The 19,220-nt window shown below is 60.1% G+C and carries 15 protein-coding genes; 5 read left to right on the top strand and 10 right to left on the bottom strand.

Annotated elements, in window-relative coordinates; translation table 11 throughout:
* Positions 1-57 precede the first annotated feature (57 nt).
* From ACI2KS_RS13085 to ACI2KS_RS13060, 6 genes are all read right to left on the bottom strand, one after another.
* Entirely contained in the window at positions 58-579 is a 522-nt protein-coding gene (locus ACI2KS_RS13085; protein WP_404620804.1) for a DUF6586 family protein, read from the bottom strand.
* Positions 580-720: 141 nt separating this feature from the next.
* Positions 721-3,324, bottom strand: coding sequence for a type I DNA topoisomerase (gene topA / locus ACI2KS_RS13080; protein WP_404620802.1), 2,604 nt, complete (start codon positions 3,322-3,324; stop codon positions 721-723).
* A 109-nt stretch (positions 3,325-3,433) separates the two neighbouring features.
* The gene (locus ACI2KS_RS13075; RefSeq protein WP_404620800.1) at positions 3,434-3,670 is read right to left on the bottom strand and encodes a DUF1653 domain-containing protein; all 237 of its coding nucleotides are present in this window, start codon (positions 3,668-3,670) and stop codon (positions 3,434-3,436) included.
* 100 nt (positions 3,671-3,770) lie between these two features.
* Entirely contained in the window at positions 3,771-4,946 is a 1,176-nt protein-coding gene (fadA, locus tag ACI2KS_RS13070) for an acetyl-CoA C-acyltransferase FadA (protein ID WP_404620798.1), read from the bottom strand.
* Between the two features lie 31 nt (positions 4,947-4,977).
* Positions 4,978-7,125, bottom strand: a complete 2,148-nt coding sequence (gene fadB, locus ACI2KS_RS13065) for a fatty acid oxidation complex subunit alpha FadB (RefSeq protein WP_404620797.1) — start codon at positions 7,123-7,125, stop codon at positions 4,978-4,980.
* Between the two features lie 581 nt (positions 7,126-7,706).
* On the bottom strand, positions 7,707-8,144 hold the full coding sequence (locus tag ACI2KS_RS13060) for a hypothetical protein (RefSeq protein WP_404620795.1): 438 nt from the start codon (positions 8,142-8,144) through the stop codon (positions 7,707-7,709).
* A 110-nt stretch (positions 8,145-8,254) separates the two neighbouring features.
* Between ACI2KS_RS13060 and ACI2KS_RS13055 the strand changes: the two genes are divergently transcribed.
* Positions 8,255-8,698, top strand: a complete 444-nt coding sequence (locus tag ACI2KS_RS13055) for a universal stress protein (RefSeq protein WP_404620793.1) — start codon at positions 8,255-8,257, stop codon at positions 8,696-8,698.
* Between the two features lie 100 nt (positions 8,699-8,798).
* Here the strand turns inward: ACI2KS_RS13055 and ACI2KS_RS13050 are convergent, their stop codons facing one another.
* The gene (locus ACI2KS_RS13050) at positions 8,799-10,718 is read right to left on the bottom strand and encodes an ATP-binding cassette domain-containing protein (RefSeq protein WP_404620791.1); all 1,920 of its coding nucleotides are present in this window, start codon (positions 10,716-10,718) and stop codon (positions 8,799-8,801) included.
* A 424-nt stretch (positions 10,719-11,142) separates the two neighbouring features.
* On the opposite strand from ACI2KS_RS13050, the gene ACI2KS_RS13045 reads away from it, so the two are divergent.
* Positions 11,143-13,071 carry a transglycosylase SLT domain-containing protein gene (locus ACI2KS_RS13045; RefSeq protein ID WP_404620789.1) on the top strand — a complete coding sequence of 643 codons (1,929 nt, stop codon included), beginning with the start codon at positions 11,143-11,145 and terminating at the stop codon, positions 13,069-13,071.
* A gap of 139 nt (positions 13,072-13,210) precedes the next feature.
* Here ACI2KS_RS13045 and ACI2KS_RS13040 read toward each other — a convergent pair whose 3' ends face one another.
* The gene (locus ACI2KS_RS13040) at positions 13,211-14,017 is read right to left on the bottom strand and encodes an MOSC domain-containing protein (protein WP_404620787.1); all 807 of its coding nucleotides are present in this window, start codon (positions 14,015-14,017) and stop codon (positions 13,211-13,213) included.
* Positions 14,018-14,137: 120 nt separating this feature from the next.
* Positions 14,138-15,064 carry a chemotaxis protein CheV gene (locus ACI2KS_RS13035; protein WP_404620785.1) on the bottom strand — a complete coding sequence of 309 codons (927 nt, stop codon included), beginning with the start codon at positions 15,062-15,064 and terminating at the stop codon, positions 14,138-14,140.
* A gap of 533 nt (positions 15,065-15,597) precedes the next feature.
* On the opposite strand from ACI2KS_RS13035, the gene ACI2KS_RS13030 reads away from it, so the two are divergent.
* The 3 genes from ACI2KS_RS13030 (at position 15,598) to ACI2KS_RS13020 (ending at position 18,128) form a co-directional block, all read left to right on the top strand.
* A complete protein-coding gene (locus ACI2KS_RS13030) occupies positions 15,598-16,113 on the top strand; it encodes a hypothetical protein (RefSeq protein ID WP_404620783.1) in 516 nt (171 codons plus the stop codon).
* Between the two features lie 468 nt (positions 16,114-16,581).
* Positions 16,582-17,472, top strand: coding sequence for a sensor histidine kinase (locus ACI2KS_RS13025; RefSeq protein WP_404620781.1), 891 nt, complete (start codon positions 16,582-16,584; stop codon positions 17,470-17,472).
* A complete protein-coding gene (locus ACI2KS_RS13020; RefSeq protein ID WP_404620779.1) occupies positions 17,469-18,128 on the top strand; it encodes a response regulator in 660 nt (219 codons plus the stop codon). The genes ACI2KS_RS13025 and ACI2KS_RS13020 overlap by 4 nt, the downstream gene beginning before the upstream one ends.
* A gap of 106 nt (positions 18,129-18,234) precedes the next feature.
* Here ACI2KS_RS13020 and yegS read toward each other — a convergent pair whose 3' ends face one another.
* Positions 18,235-19,143 carry a lipid kinase YegS gene (gene yegS / locus ACI2KS_RS13015; RefSeq protein ID WP_404620777.1) on the bottom strand — a complete coding sequence of 303 codons (909 nt, stop codon included), beginning with the start codon at positions 19,141-19,143 and terminating at the stop codon, positions 18,235-18,237.
* Positions 19,144-19,220 lie beyond the last annotated feature (77 nt).

Raw genomic sequence — 19,220 nt, 5'->3', positions numbered from 1 at the left:
AAGGCGGGCATTGTAACAGCCTGATGTCTCAGTCCCTAGTCCATCGATCACTCTGCATCAACACTCGCTCAACCCCTCCCGAAAGCGAATGGCCAGGCTCTTGAGCTGCTGACGCCAGCTTTCCATCTCCTCCCGCGTGATTGCCACCTCAACCTCTTCCTGCGCGCCCACCGCGATAATCAATGGCTGGGTCACGTCACCCTTGGGCTTTTTCGGAGCTCGAGGTGGCAGGAACAAGGCGTTATAGGAAGCCAACAACTGCGCGAGCCAGGTTTCACGATGCTGCGCCAGCTCCACCAGCTCGGCCATCTCGGGAATGGCGATCGCTTCCAGCATTTTCGGAGTCAGCAGGTCTTCGGCACGCGCCGTACTGGCCTGAGGCAGACGATAGAATCCGGCGATCTCGTGGCACAGCCCCAACAACGCGCCATACAGATGAAACACCGCGGATTCACGCTCGGCCTGTTCAAGCCCCTGTGCGTTCATCGCCGGGCTCACCGACGCTTTGGCCATCGCTTCAAGCGCAAGCCCGGCGAAGAAGATCTTCTGATTGGTGCGGGTATAGAGTTCGTGTGCCATGACAGTGGCCTCCACATCAATGAAATTTGAACGAGCAAGCCAGAGGCAAAAAAATCCCTCGATGCACCGCTGCACACCGAGGGACTGTTTTAACGCAAAGCGCAGCCGCTCGCCAGCCGCCCGCGCATCAGAACGAAGCGATCAACGCTTGTCTTCGACCTTCCAGGTGCCGCCATCGTAGAACGCGCGCCAGCCGGTAGGCTTGCCGTCCACTTCGGTCTGCACATATTGCTCCTTGGACTTGCGGCTGTAACGAATCACTGCCGGACGGCCATCAGGGTCTTTCTTCGGTGCCTCGCAGAGGAAGTGATACTTGGGATCGATTTCGTCCTTGTGCGGGACGATTTCCAGTACCAGAGGCGCACGCGTCTCACGATTTTTCGGGAACTGGCTAGCTGCCAGAAACAATCCCGAAGCGCCGTCACGCAGGATGTAGGTGTCGTCGACTTTTTCGCACTTGAGCTCCGGCATCTTCACCGGATCCATCTTCGGCGGCGCCGCCTCACCGCTTTTGAGCAGCTTGCGGGTGTTCTTGCAGTTGGTACAGCCGAAGAACTTGCCGAAGCGGCCAGTCTTGAGTTGCATCTCGCCGCCACACTTGTCGCACTCGACGCTCGGGCCCTCATAGCCCTTGATCCGGTACGTACCCTCTTCGATCTCGTAGCCTGCGCAATCGGGGTTGTTACCACAGATGTGCAGCTTGTGCTTTTCATCGAGCAGGTAAGCGTCCATGGCCGTGCTGCAGATCGGGCAGCGGTGCTTGCCACGCAGCACGCGGGATTCGGATTCGCCCTCATCGTCTTCGGCAATCTCGTCACCCGGGGTCAGGTTGACGGTGGCCTTGCAGCGCTCCTTGGGCGGCAGGCTATAGCCCGAACAGCCAAGGAACACGCCGGTGGACGCGGTACGGATCTGCATTGGACGACCGCACACCTTGCACGGTATGTCGGTCATCACCGGCTGGTTGGCACGCATGCCGCTGTCGCTGGCTTCGGCCACTTCCAGCTTCTTCTTGAAGTCGCCGTAGAACTCATCCAGCACGTTTTTCCAGTCGCGCTCGCCCTGGGCCACGTCGTCAAGGTTCTCTTCCATGCCGGCGGTGAAGCCGTAGTCCATCAGGTTGGAGAAGCTTTCAGACAGACGCTCGGTGACGATGTCGCCCATTTTTTCCGAGTAGAAGCGGCGATTGTGCAGCGCAACGTAACCACGGTCCTGAATGGTCGAGATGATCGCAGCGTAGGTCGAAGGACGACCGATACCGCGCTTTTCCATCTCCTTGACCAGGCTCGCTTCGGAGTAACGCGCAGGCGGCTTGGTAAAGTGCTGGCTCGGGTCGAGCTTGATCAGCTTCAGGTTGTCGCCCTGGGCCATGTCCGGCAACACGTCGTCATCACCAGGCTTGCTCATCTGCGGCAACACCCGGGTGTAGCCGTCGAACTTGAGAATGCGGCCCTTGGCGCGCAGCTCGAAATCGCCGGCAGCCACACTGACGGTGGTCGACAGGTATTGCGCAGGCGGCATCTGGCAGGCCACGAACTGGCGCCAGATCAGCTCATACAGGCGCTCTGCGTCACGTTCCATGCCGGTGAGCTTGCTCGGATGGGTATTGACGTCGGAGGGACGAATCGCTTCGTGAGCCTCTTGCGCGCCTTCCTTGCTGCTGTAGACGATCGGTGACTCGGGCAGGTACTTCTTGCCGAATTCGCTTTCGATGTAAGTGCGCGCCATTTCCACGGCGTCGGCCGACAGATTGGTCGAGTCGGTACGCATATACGTGATGTAGCCCGCTTCGTACAAACGCTGGGCCATCATCATGGTTTTCTTCACGCCGTAACCCAGGCGGTTGCTCGCTGCCTGCTGCAGGGTGGAGGTGATGAACGGCGCCGACGGCTTGCTGCTGGTCGGCTTGTCTTCACGCTTGGCGATGCTGTAGGACGAAGCCTTGAGCTTTTCCAGGGCCGCCATGGCATGGGCTTCGTTCAGCGGCTTGAACGCCTCGCCTTTTTCACGAGCGACTTCGAAACGTACGTTGGCGCCTTTGGCAGTGCCCAGATCGGCGTGCACTTCCCAGTACTCTTCGGGAATGAACGCGCGGATCTCGCGCTCACGCTCCACCACCAGCTTCACGGCAACCGACTGCACGCGGCCAGCCGAAAGACCGCGGGCGATCTTCTGCCACAGTAGTGGCGAAACCATGTAGCCCACCACGCGATCGAGGAAGCGCCGCGCCTGCTGGGCGTTGACCCGATCGATGTCCAGCTCGCCCGGCTTGGAGAAGGCTTCCTGGATGGCTTTTTTGGTGATCTCGTTGAACACCACGCGCTTGTAGCGGTTGTCGTCACCACCGATGGCTTCGCGCAGGTGCCAGGCAATGGCTTCCCCTTCGCGGTCCAAGTCCGTTGCCAGATAGATGGTGTCGGCATCCTTGGCCAGGCGGCGCAGTTCCTCGATCACCTTCTCCTTGCCGGGAAGGATTTCGTACTTGGCTTTCCAGCCATGTTCGGGATCGACGCCCATGCGCGCCACCAGCTGGCGCTTGGCCTTTTCCTTGGGCGACAGCACAGGCGCTTCAGACGCGGTCTTGCCGCGCTTGGCAGCAGGCTCTTTGGCGGCGCTCGCCGAACCGCTGGTGGGCAGGTCTCGGATATGGCCGATACTCGACTTCACCACGTACTGGTTGCCCAGGTACTTGTTGATGGTCTTGGCCTTAGCCGGGGATTCCACAATGACCAGCGATTTGCCCATGGATCGGAAAATTCCTAATGCGAGAAAAAAGACGTTGGAGCCGTCAAGGCCCCGCTATATATAGTGGCTTCAAGGTGAGGTCAAGCACAGGCTACTGCAAGGTCTCCCCTCACGACCTTGAAAAAAGATCAGGTTCGGCCTGAACCAAAGCAAAGCGCGGCACTTGCTCGCCGTCAACCTCGACCGACTCCAGAAACATGCTCAAGGGGCGCACCCAAAGCCCGTATTCGCCATACAGGGCCTGATAGAACACCACCTCATCTTCAGTCTCCGAATGCTTGGCGACACCGAAAACACGGTACTCGGGACCTTTGTAATGGCGGTAGAGACCTGGCTGTAGCGGCATGCTGCGGACCTCACGAATCGACGCAAAAAAAATTCAAAAAACATTTCTTGAGAAAAACAAAAGCCGGGGCACCTGGCCCCGGCTTGCACACTCACATCAGTCAGACGCGTTCAAAGACCGTTGTGATGCCCTGGCCCAGGCCGATGCACATGGTGGCTACACCCAAGGTGCCGCCCTTCTGCTTCATGACGTTGAGCAATGTGCCGGAAATACGCGCTCCCGAGCAACCAAAAGGGTGACCCAAAGCGATAGCGCCGCCGTGCAGGTTAACCTTCTGGTCCATCTTGTCGAGCACTTTTAAATCTTTCAGCACTGGCAGGGCCTGTGCGGCGAACGCTTCGTTGAGCTCGAAGTAGTCGATATCGGCGATCCCCAGACCTGCGCGCTTGAGAGCTTTCTGGGTTGCCGGAACCGGACCGTAACCCATGATTGCAGGGTCGACACCGGCCACTGCCATCGAACGAATGACCGCCAGCGGCTGAATGCCAAGGTCCATGGCACGCTGGCCGGACATGACGATCATGCACGACGCACCGTCAGTGATCTGCGAGGACGTACCCGCGGTCACGGTACCACCTTTTGGATTGAAGGCAGGCTTGAGGGCCGCCAGGCTTTCCAGGGTGGTCTCGGGACGGATGGTCTCGTCGAAGTCGTACATCTTCAGGAAACCGTTCTCGTCATACCCTTGCATCGGGATGATTTCGTCCTTGAAGTTGCCTTCCACGGTTGCCTGCTGCGCCAGACGGTGCGAACGCACACCGAAGGCGTCCTGCGCTTCCCGGGTGATGCCGTGCATCTTGCCGAGCATTTCAGCGGTCAGGCCCATCATGCCCGAAGCCTTGGCGGCATACAGCGACATGTGCGGGTTGGGATCGACACCGTGCATCATGCCGACATGGCCCATGTGCTCGACACCACCGATGACGAACACGTCACCGTTGTTGCTCATGATCGCCTGGGCTGCGGTGTGCAGCGCGCTCATGGACGAGCCGCACAGGCGGCTGACCGTCTGCGCTGCCGAAGTGTGCGGGATCTGGGTCATCAGCGACGCCATGCGCGCGATGTTCCAGCCCTGCTCCAGGGTCTGGTTGACGCAGCCCCAAATCACGTCCTCGACTTCGGCCGGGTCAACCTTGCTGTTGCGCTCCAGCAGCTTGCTGATCAGGTGCGCCGACATGTCCTCGGCGCGGGTGTTGCGGTGCATGCCGCCCTTGGAGCGGCCCATCGGAGTACGACCGAAGTCGACAATCACGACGTCTCTTGGATTCAAGCTCATAAAATTTCACTCTCGCTCAAGTGTTGGACGCTTAACCGAAGAACCGTTGGCCAGTCTTGGCCATTTCACGCAGTTTCGCGGTCGGGTGGTACAGCGCGCCCAAATCAGCGTACTGGTCAGCCAGGGCAACGAACTGGGCGACACCGATCGAATCGATGTAACGCAGCGCGCCGCCACGGAATGGAGGGAAACCAATACCGTAGACCAGACCCATGTCGGCTTCGGCGGCGGTTTCAACGATGCCGTCTTCCAGGCAGCGCACGGTTTCCAGGCACAGCGGGATCATCATCCAGTTGATGATGTCCTCGTCGGTGACTTCGCGCTGCTCGTAAACGATCGGCTTGAGCACTTCGAGCACCGACGGATCGGCAACTTTCTTCTGCTTGCCTTTCTTGTCGGCCTCGTAGGCATAGAAGCCCTTGCCGTTCTTCTGGCCCAGGCGCTTGGCTTCGTACAGCACGTCGATGGCCGAACGGCGGTCATCCTTCATGCGGTCCGGAAAGCCCTCGGCCATGACGTCACGACCGTGATGACCGGTGTCGATGCCGACCACATCCATCAGGTAGGCCGGGCCCATCGGCCAGCCGAATTTTTCCATGACCTTGTCGATGCGCACGAAGTCCACACCGGCGCTGACCAGCTTGGCGAAACCGCCGAAGTACGGGAACAGCACGCGGTTGACCAAGAAGCCCGGGCAGTCGTTGACGACGATCGGGTTCTTGCCCATTTTCTTGGCGTAGGCAACGGTGGTGGCGACCGCCAGCTCGCTGGATTTCTCACCGCGAATCACTTCCACCAGCGGCATCATGTGCACCGGATTGAAGAAGTGCATGCCGACGAAGTTTTCCGGGCGCTTGAGGGCCTTGGCCAGCAAGGTGATAGAGATGGTCGAGGTGTTGGACGCCAGGATGGTGTCCTCCTTGACCTTGTCTTCCACTTCAGCCAGGACCGCCTGCTTGACCTTTGGATTTTCGACGACAGCCTCGACCACCAGGTCCACGTGGCCGAAGTCACCGTAGGACAGGGTCGGACGGATGCCGTTGAGCACTTCGGCCATTTTCGCCGCCGTCATGCGACCTTTATCAACGCGACCGACCAGCAGCTTGGCGGCTTCGGCCAGACCCTGCTCGATACCGTGCTCGTTGATATCCTTCATCAGGATCGGCGTGCCTTTGGAAGCCGACTGATAAGCGATACCGCCACCCATGATGCCGGCGCCCAGTACAGCGGCCTGCTTCACATCGCGAGCGATTTCATCGTACGCCTTGGCCTTTTTCTTCAGCTCCTGATCGTTCAGGAACAGACCGATCAGGCTCTGCGCGGCAGAGGTCTTGGCCAGTTTGACGAAACCGGCGGCTTCGACTTCAAGCGCCTTGTCGCGACCGAAGTTGGCGGCTTTCTGGATGGTCTTGATCGCTTCGACCGGCGCCGGGTAGTTCGGACCGGCTTGACCGGCGACGAAACCCTTGGCGGTTTCGAAAGCCATCATTTGTTCGATAGCGTTGAGCTTGAGCTTTTCAAGCTTGGGCTGGCGCTTGGCCTTGAAGTCAAACTCGCCGGAAATCGCGCGGTTGAGCAGTTCAAGGGCCGCTTGCTGAAGTTTTTCAGGCGCGACAACGGCATCCACGGCGCCCACTTTCAGGGCGTCTTCGGCGCGGTTGTCCTTGCCCGAGGCAATCCACTCAACGGCATTATCGACGCCGATCAGGCGTGGCAGGCGCACAGTGCCGCCAAAACCCGGGTAGATGCCCAGTTTGACTTCCGGCAGACCGATCTTGGCGGTCGCGGACATGACGCGGAAATCCGCTGCCAGGCACATTTCCAGGCCGCCGCCCAGCGCGATGCCGTTGATGGCAGCGACGGTCGGCACGTTCAAGTCTTCGAAGGCACTGAAGATTTTGTTCGCTTCAAGATTACCGGCGACCAGTTCGGCGTCCGGCAGCTTGAAGTTTTCGACGAATTCGGTGATGTCGGCGCCGACGATGAAAACGTCCTTGCCGCTGCTGACGATGACACCCTTGACCGAGGCGTCGGCCTTGATGGCTTCGACAGCCAGGTGCAGCTCGTTGAGGGTGAGGCGGTTGAACTTGTTGACGGACTCACCCTTGAGGTCGAATTTCAGTTCGACGATGCCACTTTCAAGAGCCTTAACCGTGATGGCTTTACCTTCGTAAATCATCAACTGATCTCCACGATATGGAAGCTGAACAATACGCGTCAGACGCTGAAATCCGGCGAAGGACACGACGTTTCCGTCGATACGCACACCAAACGCCAGGCACCCCGTCGACACGCTTCGAGCGTCTGTCAGAGTGTTCTTGCGGCAAACACTCAATTCATACGCCCGTTTGATTTGGGTGCGCCTACCTTCAGGCATATTCCAGCAATTGTCAATTCACCCGACAGCGGGCAAAACCGGCAAAACGCAGGTAAAACACGCTTTTGATAGGCGAGCATTCAAGCTGATGATTGCGGCAACCGCAGGCAAGGCGCAGGCGTATGCGGGAAGCGACGACCGGCGCCAGAATTTCGAGAAATAATTGGATCCGCAGCAGACAAATGCACCAATAAGGTCTACATTCAGCGCACTGCGCATCAAGACGGTTCGTTTTCGGGATTCAACGTGAAACGATTTAGTACGTCTTTTGCGGTATTGCACCGCAAAGCATCACCTATTACGGCCTGCCTGGCCAACCCCAGCCCGATGTTGCTATCGGGCTTTTTAATGCCTGGAATTCGGCTCAGGGCGTTATCCCGTCGTTAAGCCAGCGCCTTGAGCACTGCGCCAATGCGCTGTAACACCTCGGTCTCGCCTCTCTCTGCCCAATACAGTGCAATCAGCTGCCTGCCGGCCTCGATCTTGTAGACGTCGCCCGGCAGGGTCTGCAGGTGCGGCAGCAAACGCGCATCCTCGCAGGGCTCGCGCCACTGGTTGACCCACTGCCCGGGAGACATCTGCCAGTACACCCAGGTGTCTGGCTCGCGTGCGCGGCGCGGATGATGGTACTGCGCGCATGTACCTGGCGGCTGGACCAGCAGCCAGTGCGGCCAGTCCTGTGGAATCAACTGCATCGCCAGCCCCATGCGCCGCGCCTCCATGCGCATGGCCATCCGACCGCTCTGGGAACGCGATGGCCGAAGCCATACCAAAGGGCTCAAGACCACGGCAATGATTGACAGCACTATCCACACCGTCATATGTGTATGCCCCCGCCGCAGGTAGCGGCGCGCAAAACACATCGGCGTGCCATGAGGCGCGTGAAAAGAGCCATAATCAAAACCATCGCAGACCTCAGAAGGAACATCCCATGTCCTATGAACATATCCTGGTAGCCGTGGACCTCACTGAAGAGTGCGATCCGGTAATCAAAAAAGCCATCAACCTGGCCCTGGGCACCCACGCCAAGCTGTCACTGGTGCACATCGTCGAACCCATGGCCATGGCCTTTGGCGGCGACGTGCCTATGGATCTCTCGCAACTGCAACAGCAGCAGTTCGATCAAGCCAAGGAGAAACTCGAAGCCCTGAAACTCAAATACCCTGACGTGAAAACCGGCGACAGTCACCTGACTTACGGCCAGCCTCGTCAGGAAATCCACAACCTTGCCAAGGAGAACCACGTGGATCTGATCGTCGTCGGCAGCCATGGCCGCCACGGCCTGTCATTGCTGCTGGGCTCTACAGCCAATGACGTACTGCACGGCGCGCCGTGTGACGTGCTGGCGGTGCGTCTGGTCAAGCGCGTCGACTAGGCCGCTGCAAACGCCACAGCAAACGGCGGTGCCGGCGCTGTACTAAAAAGCCCGAGCCCTTGAAGGGGCTCGGGCTTTTTGTTGCAACCGACTCAACGAATCACTCGTCCAGTTCAGCCCAGCGCTCAACCAGCACGTCCAGCTCTTTATTCAACTGCTCAAGGAAGGCAAGCACCTTGGCGGTTTCGGACGCCGCAAGCTGATAGAAACCCGCATCGGCGATCTGCGCCTCAACGGCTGCGATCTGCTGCTCCTTGGCGTCGATATCACCCGGCAATGCTTCCAGCTCACGCTGCAGCTTGTAGCTGAGCTTCTTCTTGGCCACTGGCGCTTCGCCAACCGCTGCCGGAGCAGGCGCCGCTGCAGCCACCACGGCGGTGTTGAGTTCGGCCTTGCCCGACTTGCTGTCGCTTACGCCCAGCAAACGCGGGGAACCGCCCTGACGCAACCAGTCCTGATAACCACCGACGAATTCACGAACCTTGCCCTCGCCCTCGAACACCAGGGTGCTGGTAACAACGTTGTCGAGGAATGCCCGGTCGTGGCTGACCATCAGCACGGTGCCCTTGAACGTCAGCAACACCTCTTCAAGCAGCTCGAGGGTCTCGACGTCCAGATCGTTGGTCGGTTCGTCGAGCACCAGCAGGTTGGCAGGCTTGCTGAACAGCTTGGCCAGCAACAGCCGCGCACGTTCGCCACCTGACAGCGCCTTGACCGGCGTGCGGGCACGTTGCGGGCTGAACAGGAAGTCGCCCAGGTAGCTGAGCACGTGACGGCTCTGACCGTCGATATCGATGAAATCGCGCCCTTCGGCAACGTTGTCGATAACGGTCTTTTCCAGATCCAGCTGATGGCGCAACTGGTCGAAGTACGCCACATCAAGGCGCGTACCGACTTCCACGCTACCGCTGGTGGGCTGGAGATTGTCGAGCATCAGCTTGAGCAAGGTGGTCTTGCCGGTGCCGTTTGCCCCCAGCAGACCAATGCGGTCTTCGCGCTGCAGGACCATCGAGAAGTCCTTGATCAGCATCGGACCACCTGGATGCGCGAAGCTGACGTTGTCCAGGACCATGACTTGCTTGCCTGACTTGTCAGCGGTATCCAGCTGGATATTGGCCTTGCCGGTGCGCTCGCGACGCTCGCCGCGCTCGACCCGCAGGGCCTTGAGCGCGCGCACACGGCCTTCGTTACGGGTGCGACGGGCCTTGATGCCCTGACGGATCCATACCTCTTCCTGCGCCAGGCGCTTGTCGAACAGAGCGTTGGCGGTTTCTTCGGCCGCCAGTGACGCCTCCTTGTGCACCAGGAAGCTGGCGTAGTCGCCGTTCCAGTCGATCAGGCCGCCGCGGTCCAGTTCAAGAATGCGCGTGGCCAGGTTTTGCAGGAAGGAACGGTCGTGGGTGATGAACAGCACGGCGCCCTGAAACTCCTTCAAGGCCTCTTCAAGCCAGGCGATCGCACCGATATCCAGGTGGTTGGTCGGCTCGTCGAGCAGCAGCAGGTCGGGTTCGGAGACCAGGGCCTGGGCCAGCAGCACACGACGACGCCAGCCGCCGGACAACTCGGCGAGAGTCTTGTCGGCCGGCAGTTGCAAACGGCTCAGCGTGCTGTCGACCAGTTGCTGCAGGCGCCAGCCGTCACGGGCTTCGAGGTCCGACTGCACGTGCATCAGCTTGTCGAGGTCTTCGGCGGTGACGATGTTCTGGCTCAGGTGATGGTACTCGGCGAGCAACGCACCCACGCCGTCCAGACCTTCGGCCACGACGTCGAACACGGTCCGCCCATCGGCCACCGGCAGTTCCTGGGGCAACTCGCCGATCTTCAGGCCCGGCGCGCGCCAGACGTTGCCGTCATCGGGCAATTGAACGCCCCTGACCAGCTTCAACATGCTGGATTTGCCAGTGCCGTTACGGCCGATGATGCAGACCCGCTCTCCACGGGCGATCTGCCAGGACACCTTGTCCAACAACGGCATGGCGCCGAACGCAAGGGACACATCGCTGAATTTGAGCAGGGTCATGAGCTTCTCCAAAAACCGGGGGCGCATTCTACCTGAGATACCTGGTCGATGGTTGGGGGATTCGATGACAGGGGGTTCATGCCGGGATCGGGGTCGGGTGTATATCCCACTCCGCGGGCGTTTGTCGGGCCCGCCGCCATTCACGCCGCCCGGCCCAATCCCGACGAAGGAGGGACCAAACCGGGAGCCAGGGCCCTTGGTTACTTGGGGTCCTTTCAAGCAACTTGCCGAAGGCGAAATAGCTCTGGCGTTAGCCAAAGCCCTATCGGCAACTCCCAAGAGGACGGATCAACACGCCAGGCCCGAACCCAAAACAACCACCGTTTGTTTCCATCTGTGACCACCCTCAAGCCAACGCTTCAACCCACGCGGGCAACAGGCTAAGCTAGCGGCACTTTTCACGGTTCATCTGCACGGAAGTCTCATGCGCAGTCGTTTGTTCAGCCTTTTGTCCTGCCTGCTTCTGTCGGCCACTGCCGCCCAGTCCGTCCAAGCGGTCGATATCACCACCCAACGCGACTATTACGATCAAGCCAAGCGTGCCCTGGCCAAGGGCGATGCGGGCCCCTACCGCATGTACGGCTCAGCGCTGGCCGATTATCCGCTGGAGCCTTATCTGGCCTACGACGAACTGACCGCTCGGCTCAATACCGCGAGCAATGAGGAAGTCGAGAAGTTCTTCGCCGATCACGGCGACCTGCCCCAAGCCAATTTCATGAAGTTGCGCTGGTTGCGTTTGCTGGCTTCGCGGGGTGACTGGCAACCGTTCGTCCAGTATTACGACCCCAAACTCAATTTCGTCGAGCTCGACTGCCTCTATGGCTCCTACCAGCTGAGCCACAACCTGCGCTCTGAAGGCTACGCCAACGCCGAAAAGATCTGGATGACCGGCAAAACCCTGCCAACCGCCTGCGACACCTTCTTCACCCAGTGGGCAGTCGAAGGCCAGCTGACCGAACAGAAACGCTGGCAGCGCGCCAAGCTCGCGGCTCAGACACGCAACTACGCGCTGGCCAATCAATTGGTCAACAGCATGACCACCCTCGCGCCACAAGGACGGCTATTGATTGCCGTCGCGCAGAAGCCGGAAATGGTCAACAACCAGGGGCAGTTCATGCCCGCCGACGAAGCCATGTCCGACGTGGTGGGTCTGGGGCTGCGGCGTCTGGCCAAGCAGGATCCGCAGCGCGCCATGGAGCTGCTTGACAGTTACTCGCCGGTGCTGCGTTTCTCCCACGAAGAACAAGTCCAGATCGCCAAGGAAATCGGCCTGACCCTGGCCCGCAGCTACGATGGCCGCGCGCTGGAGATAATGACCAGGTACGACCCGGACCTGCGCGACAACACGGTCACTGAATGGCGCCTGCGCCTGCTGCTGCGTCTGGGCCGCTGGAACGACGCCTACGAGCTGACACGCCGCTTGCCGCAGGATCTGGCCACGACCAATCGCTGGCGCTACTGGCAAGCCCGCTCGCTGGAGCTGTCGCAGCCCAACAGCCCGTTGTTGCCAGCGCTGTACAAAAGCGTATCGAAGGAGCGTGACTTCTACGGTTTCCTTGCGGCCGACCGCACGCAGACGCCTTACATGCTCAACAACAAGCCGCTGCCGCTCAGCCAGGCCACCATCAACAAGGTGCGCAACACCCCGGGCGTGCGCCGGGCGCTGGAGTTCTATGACCGCGGCGAGGTGGTCAACGGCCGTCGCGAGTGGTACCACGTGACCCGTCGCTTCAGCCGTGACGAGATGGTCGCCCAGGCCAAGCTGGCGTACGACATGCGCTGGTACTTCCCGGCCATCCGCACCATCAGCCAGGCCCAATACTGGGATGACCTGGACATCCGCTTCCCGATGGCGCATCGCGACACCCTGGTGCGCGAAGCCCAGATCCGCGGCCTGCATTCGAGCTGGGTGTTTGCCATCACGCGCCAGGAAAGCGCCTTCATGGACGACGCTCGCTCGGGGGTCGGCGCCAGTGGCCTTATGCAGTTGATGCCGGCGACGGCCAAGGAGACCGCGCGCAAGTTCAGCATTCCGTTGGCCTCGCCGGCGCAGGTGCTCGATCCGGACAAGAACATCCAGCTGGGTGCGGCCTATCTGAGTCAGGTTCATGCGCAGTTCAACGGCAATCGGGTGCTGGCCTCGGCAGCCTACAACGCAGGTCCCGGGCGCGTAAGGCAATGGCTCAAAGGCGCGAATCACCTGGCCTTTGATGTCTGGGTCGAGAGCATTCCGTTCGACGAAACCCGCCAGTACGTGCAGAACGTGCTGTCCTATGCGGTGATCTACGGCCAGAAGCTCAACGCCCCGCAGCCGCTGGTGGACTGGCACGAGCGGTTCTTTGATGATCTCTAAGGACTGCGCAGTTCTGTAGCCGCTGGGCATGCCGGCGCTGGTGTATTCAAGATCGCCACCGTCGGCAGGCTGAACGACTACAGGACATTCGGGACCCCATCAGGATGATGCCCCGAGCACTCTCTGAAGCGCTCAAGCCTCACTCCAGAACCTGGACCTTCATCCCGACTTCCAGCACACCTGGCCCGTCATTGACCATGTTCTGCCCGAACCAGATCTCGCCTTCCCTCTCCCGATAAGTCTTGAGCGTGCTCAGCGGCTCGCGGTCTTCGTTGCGCTCGCCGGTGGCGGGGTCGATGGTGGTGAGGATGCAGCGCGAGCAGCCTTTGAGCAGGCGAAATTCAAGATCACCGATGCGAATGCGCTTCCAGCCGTCCTCAGCGAAGGCCTCGGCGCCCTCCACCACCAGGTTCGGGCGAAAGCGCAGCATCTCTTGCGGGCGACCGATCCTGGTCGACAGATCGTCGAGCGACGCCTGACCGATCAGCAGCAGCGGGAAACCATCAGCGAAACCCACCTTGTCCTCGACCGTACCGTAGCCTGACGGCAGCCAGCGGGCGCGTTCCTTTGGCACATGGACCATGCGGGTTGGCTTGCCGATGAATTCGCTGACCCAACGCGCGGCTTGGTCTCCGGCATCGGGCACACGCAAGGTGTCGCGCCAGACCGTGACACCGCGCAGGTTCGCTTCCAGGTCTTGCGGAACAGGGACATCCAGCGCCTCCAGGCCAGGCGCCGACAGCGTCACGCCGCCATTGGCGTTGCATGACACCGACAACTGCGACATGTGCGGCAAGGCGCGCTGGGTAAAGAATCGGCCGTTGCTCTCATCCACCAGCATCCAGCGTCGGTCGCCGCTCAGCCCCAGCTCATCGAAGCTGGCCTGTTGCAGCGGTTCGGCCTTGCAGGACTTGAGGGTATACCGATACAACGCACTGAGATGCATGAACGCGTCCTTGAAGTGATTGAGCACAAGGGCGTCACTTTATACGAGCGGCCACACCAACGATCGGTACAGATGCAAAAAAGCCCCTCCATACAGCGAGGGGCTCGAAACCGTGCCTGATCAGTTATCCAGCATCAAGCGCTCGCGCACCACATCCACCAGCTTGTCCGGCTGGAACTTGGAGAGGAAGTTGTCGCAACCGACCTTTTTGACCATCGACTCGTTGAAACTGCCCGACAGGGACGTGTGCAGCACCACGTACAGGCCACGCAGGCGTGGGTCGTTGCGGATCTCCGTGGTCAGCCGATAACCGTCCATTTCCGGCATCTCGGCATCGGTGAACACCATCAGCAGTTTGTCGGTCATGACCTCGCCAGTGTCGGCCCAGGCCTTGAGCATGTTCAGCGCCTTGAGACCATCGCGGGCCACATGCATCTTCACGCCCAACTGGGACAAGGTATCGCGCAACTGCGACAAGGCAACGTTGGAGTCGTCGACCAGCAATACCTCGCGGCCCCGGGCCCGTTCCAGCACCGGGTCTTCAAGTTTCTCGCGGGAAACCTTGGCGCTGTAGGGGACGATCTCGGCCAGGACTTTCTCGACGTCGATGATCTCCACCAACTGATCGTCGACCTTGCTGATGGCGGTCAGGTAATGCTGGCGCCCTGCGCTGGTCGGCGGCGGCAGGATGGCTTCCCAGTTCATGTTGACGATGCGATCGACGCCGCCCACCAGAAACGCCTGCACCGAGCGGTTGTACTCGGTGACGATGATGGTGCTCGCAGGACCCGGTACCAAAGGACGCATACCGATCGCCTGAGACAGGTCAATCACCGGCAGGGTCTGGCCGCGCAGGTTCACCACACCGCAGACAAACGGATGGCGTTGGGGCATCAGGGTCAGCTTGGGCAGCTGCAGCACTTCCTGGACCTTGAACACGTTGATCGCGAACAGTTGCCGACCGGCCAGGCGGAACATGAGGATTTCCAGGCGGTTCTCACCCACCAGCTGTGTACGTTGGTCTACTGTGTCGAGAATGCCAGCCATCTGTTGCTCCTGGAGCAGGGTTCTAGTGAGTCCGCTTACCCGTTATCGGCAGCGCCGGTGCAGACCTTAATGACAATAAACATGCCCTGCGGCAATCATTGATATCACATTAACATCATGCTTAACTGACGCATATCCCGCCGGCTGCACCGTCACATCAGTAGTGGCTCTTTGCCTAGTCGCTGCTGCAACCTATTGCAGGTTCTAGGGGTATTCCTTAATCACAATCAGGGCAAACCTGATATTCGTGCTTTCTATTAGCCATTATTGTGACGCCATTCTCATTGAATGAATGGAGTCAGACACGTGGTCGCGTTCGTGGAATCCCTCGATCCCCCCGTCAAAGCAGCGATAACCGACGTGACAGTTCGGGCTGCCGCATGGGGCACTGCATACGACCGGATCGAGTCGACTGCAAACAATCAACAACATTCAGAAATGCCCTACAGACTTTTAATTGCCTTCGACATTAACGTTGGGCCACTCGCCCGCTGCGACATCGGATCGCAGTCCATGAAGAGTGGAGATTCCACATGCTGAACGGCAATGAATGGCATGCACTGCACGGTGATTTTCTCAGCCACGCTCACCAACTCATGGGCCGTGCGGATGAATGCCTGAGTCATCTGGAACTGATCAGTGATGACAGGGATGCGATCGAATGCCTGCTCGGAGCGCTGCAGCAGATCGCCGGCCGCGCCGATGCTGCCTGCGTTGCGCCTATTGCCGGGCTGTCTCGGCAACTGCGCTATCTGCTGTACTTCGCCAGCGCTGCCGGGCGCCTGCAGCCCAGGGCTCTGGCGTCCCTGCGCCAATGCCTGTCACTGCTGTCATGGCAGATCGAACTGGTCGATCCGCTGACCGGGTTACTGCCTCTTGATGAAACCGAGCAACAGCAATTGCTCGAGCAGTTCGGCTGCTGCTGCGGTATCGGCGCCGTCGAAAGCACCCAGGCAAGCGCCGTGGAATGGCCAGTGAGGCGCACGCTCAGCCATCCGGATATCAACGTGGAAGGACACCCCGGTCCGCTGGGCGCCGGTCAGGTGTAAGCCCCTGCTGGCTACCGACACCAGCGCCGTGGCGGGCTACCTGAAACGACAAATCGACCCTTCTGTGCCCTGCTAATTATCCATTGCGACATGGACGTGACGCGCTGTTGCAGCGCAACTTGGCAACCCACAGGCAAAAGTTCAGCCGTGCACAGCGGGTAGTGTGAACGGTTTATGCCGCCATACTTTAGCACCATCGTTCCAGAACTTATTCCTGACTAACCAGACAGTTATCGATAAGCCCTTATTCACACTTAAGGCTTAATTGCCTCGCTATTTAAGGTAAGATCTGCCGCCGCGAAGGAAAGTGACAAGTCTTCACTGCATATCCAGTTGCCATTAAGTCGACCCTGGTTTTTCTACGCAGGTAAAAGGTCAACAGGCGCATGCGCGCTGTTGACCTCCGAAAGCAGCCTGGCCTCATGTGTTTCAGGCATCCGCAACATTTACCCGACGGCTTCATCCGCTATGCATGGCAGCAACAAGACCTCCAAGTTACGGCCCATGAATTCGAACAAAGCGGTTCGATGGGCAGCGGTGTCATGCCTGGCGACAATGGCGTGCAATACCGGCGCCTGGTTGTTTGCCATCGGCCAGCCGTGGCAACTGGCACTGCTCAATGCACTGGCATTCCTAAGTCTGGGCTACTGCATGAGCCGCCCCGACCGGACCATTGAGTTCCAACCTCAGGAACTGGCCGATCATATGCTCCAGGTTCAGGAAAAGGAGCGTCACCGCCTGAGCCGTGAACTGCATGACGATATCGGTCAGATGCTGACGGCCGCCAAACTGCAAAGTGACTGGCTGCAACGACGGGCTGCGCCGGATCTGCTGCCGCATTGCAGCATGCTCAACAACATACTCGATGAAACATTGGCAAAGGTGCGCGACGTTTCGGCCATTCTCAATCCCCGGCAACTGACCAGTCTTGGGCTGGAAGCCAGTCTGCGCGCCCATCTTCTGCGCACGCTGGTCGACACGCCCATTCTCTGGAGCCTTGAGTGCCAGCAGCGGCTGGCGGGCATTCCCGAAGAAATGGCGGTGGCGGCCTTCCGGATCACCCAGGAAGCCGTAACCAACATGCTGCGCCACGCCCAGGCGAAAAACCTGCTGGTGCGTATCCAGCGTCGTCCCGAGGGGCTGGCGCTGCACATTTGCGATGACGGAAACGGCTTTACCCCGGCAGACAATCCCGGCCAGCAAGGCCAGCGCGGAATGGCCGGCATGCACGAGCGGGCGATATTGCTCGGCGGGCAACTGACCGTCGAAAGCGAAGCCGGTCAAGGCACCCACATCCGCGCCCTGTTCCCCTGGGCGCCCCGCGCCCGCGAACGCGCTGAGATAAGAAAGCACTCATGACCTGCACCCTTCTTCTGGTCGACGACCACGCCCTGATTCGCGCGGGTGTTCGCGCGCTGGTCAGCGATATTCCCGGCTATCAGGTCATCGGCGAAGCGGCCGACGGCGAGCGGTTGCTGGAGATGACCCTGGAGCTTGAGCCGGACATCATCCTGCTCGATATTTCCATGAAAGACAGCAACGGACTGGACGCGCTGGAGCGTCTGCACCGAGCCTTGCCCAATAGCAAAGTGCTGATCCTGTCCATGCACACCGACCCGCACCTGATCATGCGCGCCCTGGAAGGCGGCGCGCATGGCTATCTGCTCAAGGACGCCACCGGCACCGAGATCGAACAGGCGCTGGATGCCTTGCGTAACGATGAGCGCTACCTGAGCCCGGCCATCGCCCACACAGTGATCAATCAAGCGCTGGTCAGCGCGCAGTCAAGCAGACCGGAGCCGGTAGAAAACCATAATCTCACCGCGCGCCAACTGGAAATCCTGCGCCTGATCGTGCGGGGTAAATCGACCCGGGAAATCGCCAACGGCCTGAGCCTGAGCGTAAAGACCGTCGAAACCCACCGCTCACAGATCATGAAGCGTTTGCAGATCTTCGATGTGGCGGGCCTGGTGTTGTTTTGTGTGAGAGAGCAGATCATCAGTCTGGATGATTGATACAGCGATCTGCGACTGAAAGTCACCGCACTCCCCGTACCAGCATGGCTTGCCGGCGGCAGCGATTTAAAGGCCGCCGCCACCGGCAAGCCGGACTGCTAAAGGCTCAGGCAAGTCTGTTCGCCTGTCCGAGCAACGGCGAGTGCGCCGGCAGGTGAATGCGCAATACGCCAGGCCTGGCCTCGAAGCGCAAACTCTCGCCGCGCAGGGGTTCACCGTCCAGATTGATGTCCAGCCCCTGCGCGGATTTGAGCTCCACCCATGGCAGACGGGCGCGAACGAACAGGTTGTCGATCCCAAGGCCGCCTTCGAGCAGACTCTTGAGGGTGCCGACCACTTCCTGGGGCGCGGGCAGGATGCTGATATCGAGCAGTCCGTCATCGGCCAGCGCCTCCGGGCATAACGGGTGTCCGCCCCCCGCCTGTCGGCCATTGCCGATGCCAAGGGCCAGCAGATCACCACGCCAGTGGAAATCCGGCCCGCTCAATTCGCCGTAGGCGGTCTTCAGCTCGCTGAAACGCGACAGACCGGTAAACAGATAAGCCGCGCCACCGAGGACCTTTTTCAGGTCCTCCGAGGTACTGGCAGTGACCTGGCTGCCAAAGCCGCCGGTGGCCATGTTGAGGAACAGCTGGCCATCGACCGAGCCCATGTCAACGGTGCGCGCAGGCACGTCGAGAAGGTCCAGCGCCCGCTCGATTTCCAGCGGCACGCCCGCCGAACGGGCAAAATCGTTGGCCGTGCCCAAGGGCAAAATGACCAGGCTGGCGTCACTTTCGGCCAGTGCCAGCGCTTCGGCGATGTCACGCAGGGTGCCATCTCCCCCGCCTGCGATGATTTGCCGGTGTCCGGCGGCCAGCGCCTCAGTCACCAGCCGTGCGGCGTCGCCGGCCTCCCAGGTCAATCGCACATCCAGCGTCCAGCCGTGCTTGCGCTTGCGCTGGACGGCAGCGCGAACGTTCTCGTTGAGCGCCTGCTTGCCATGAAGAATCAATAATGCCCTGCGCTCTGTCATATCCCTGCCCCCGCCTGTGCGATTCGTTGCGTGTGATGTTGACCGCAAAGCGGGAAAAAAAAGCCATCGAAGCATTT

The sequence above is a fragment of the Pseudomonas sp. NPDC087358 genome, assembly GCF_044900785.1.
Taxonomy (GTDB): domain Bacteria; phylum Pseudomonadota; class Gammaproteobacteria; order Pseudomonadales; family Pseudomonadaceae; genus Aquipseudomonas.
The sequence above is the reverse complement of the archived record's forward strand: the minus strand, read 5'-3'. Positions and strand labels throughout refer to the sequence as shown.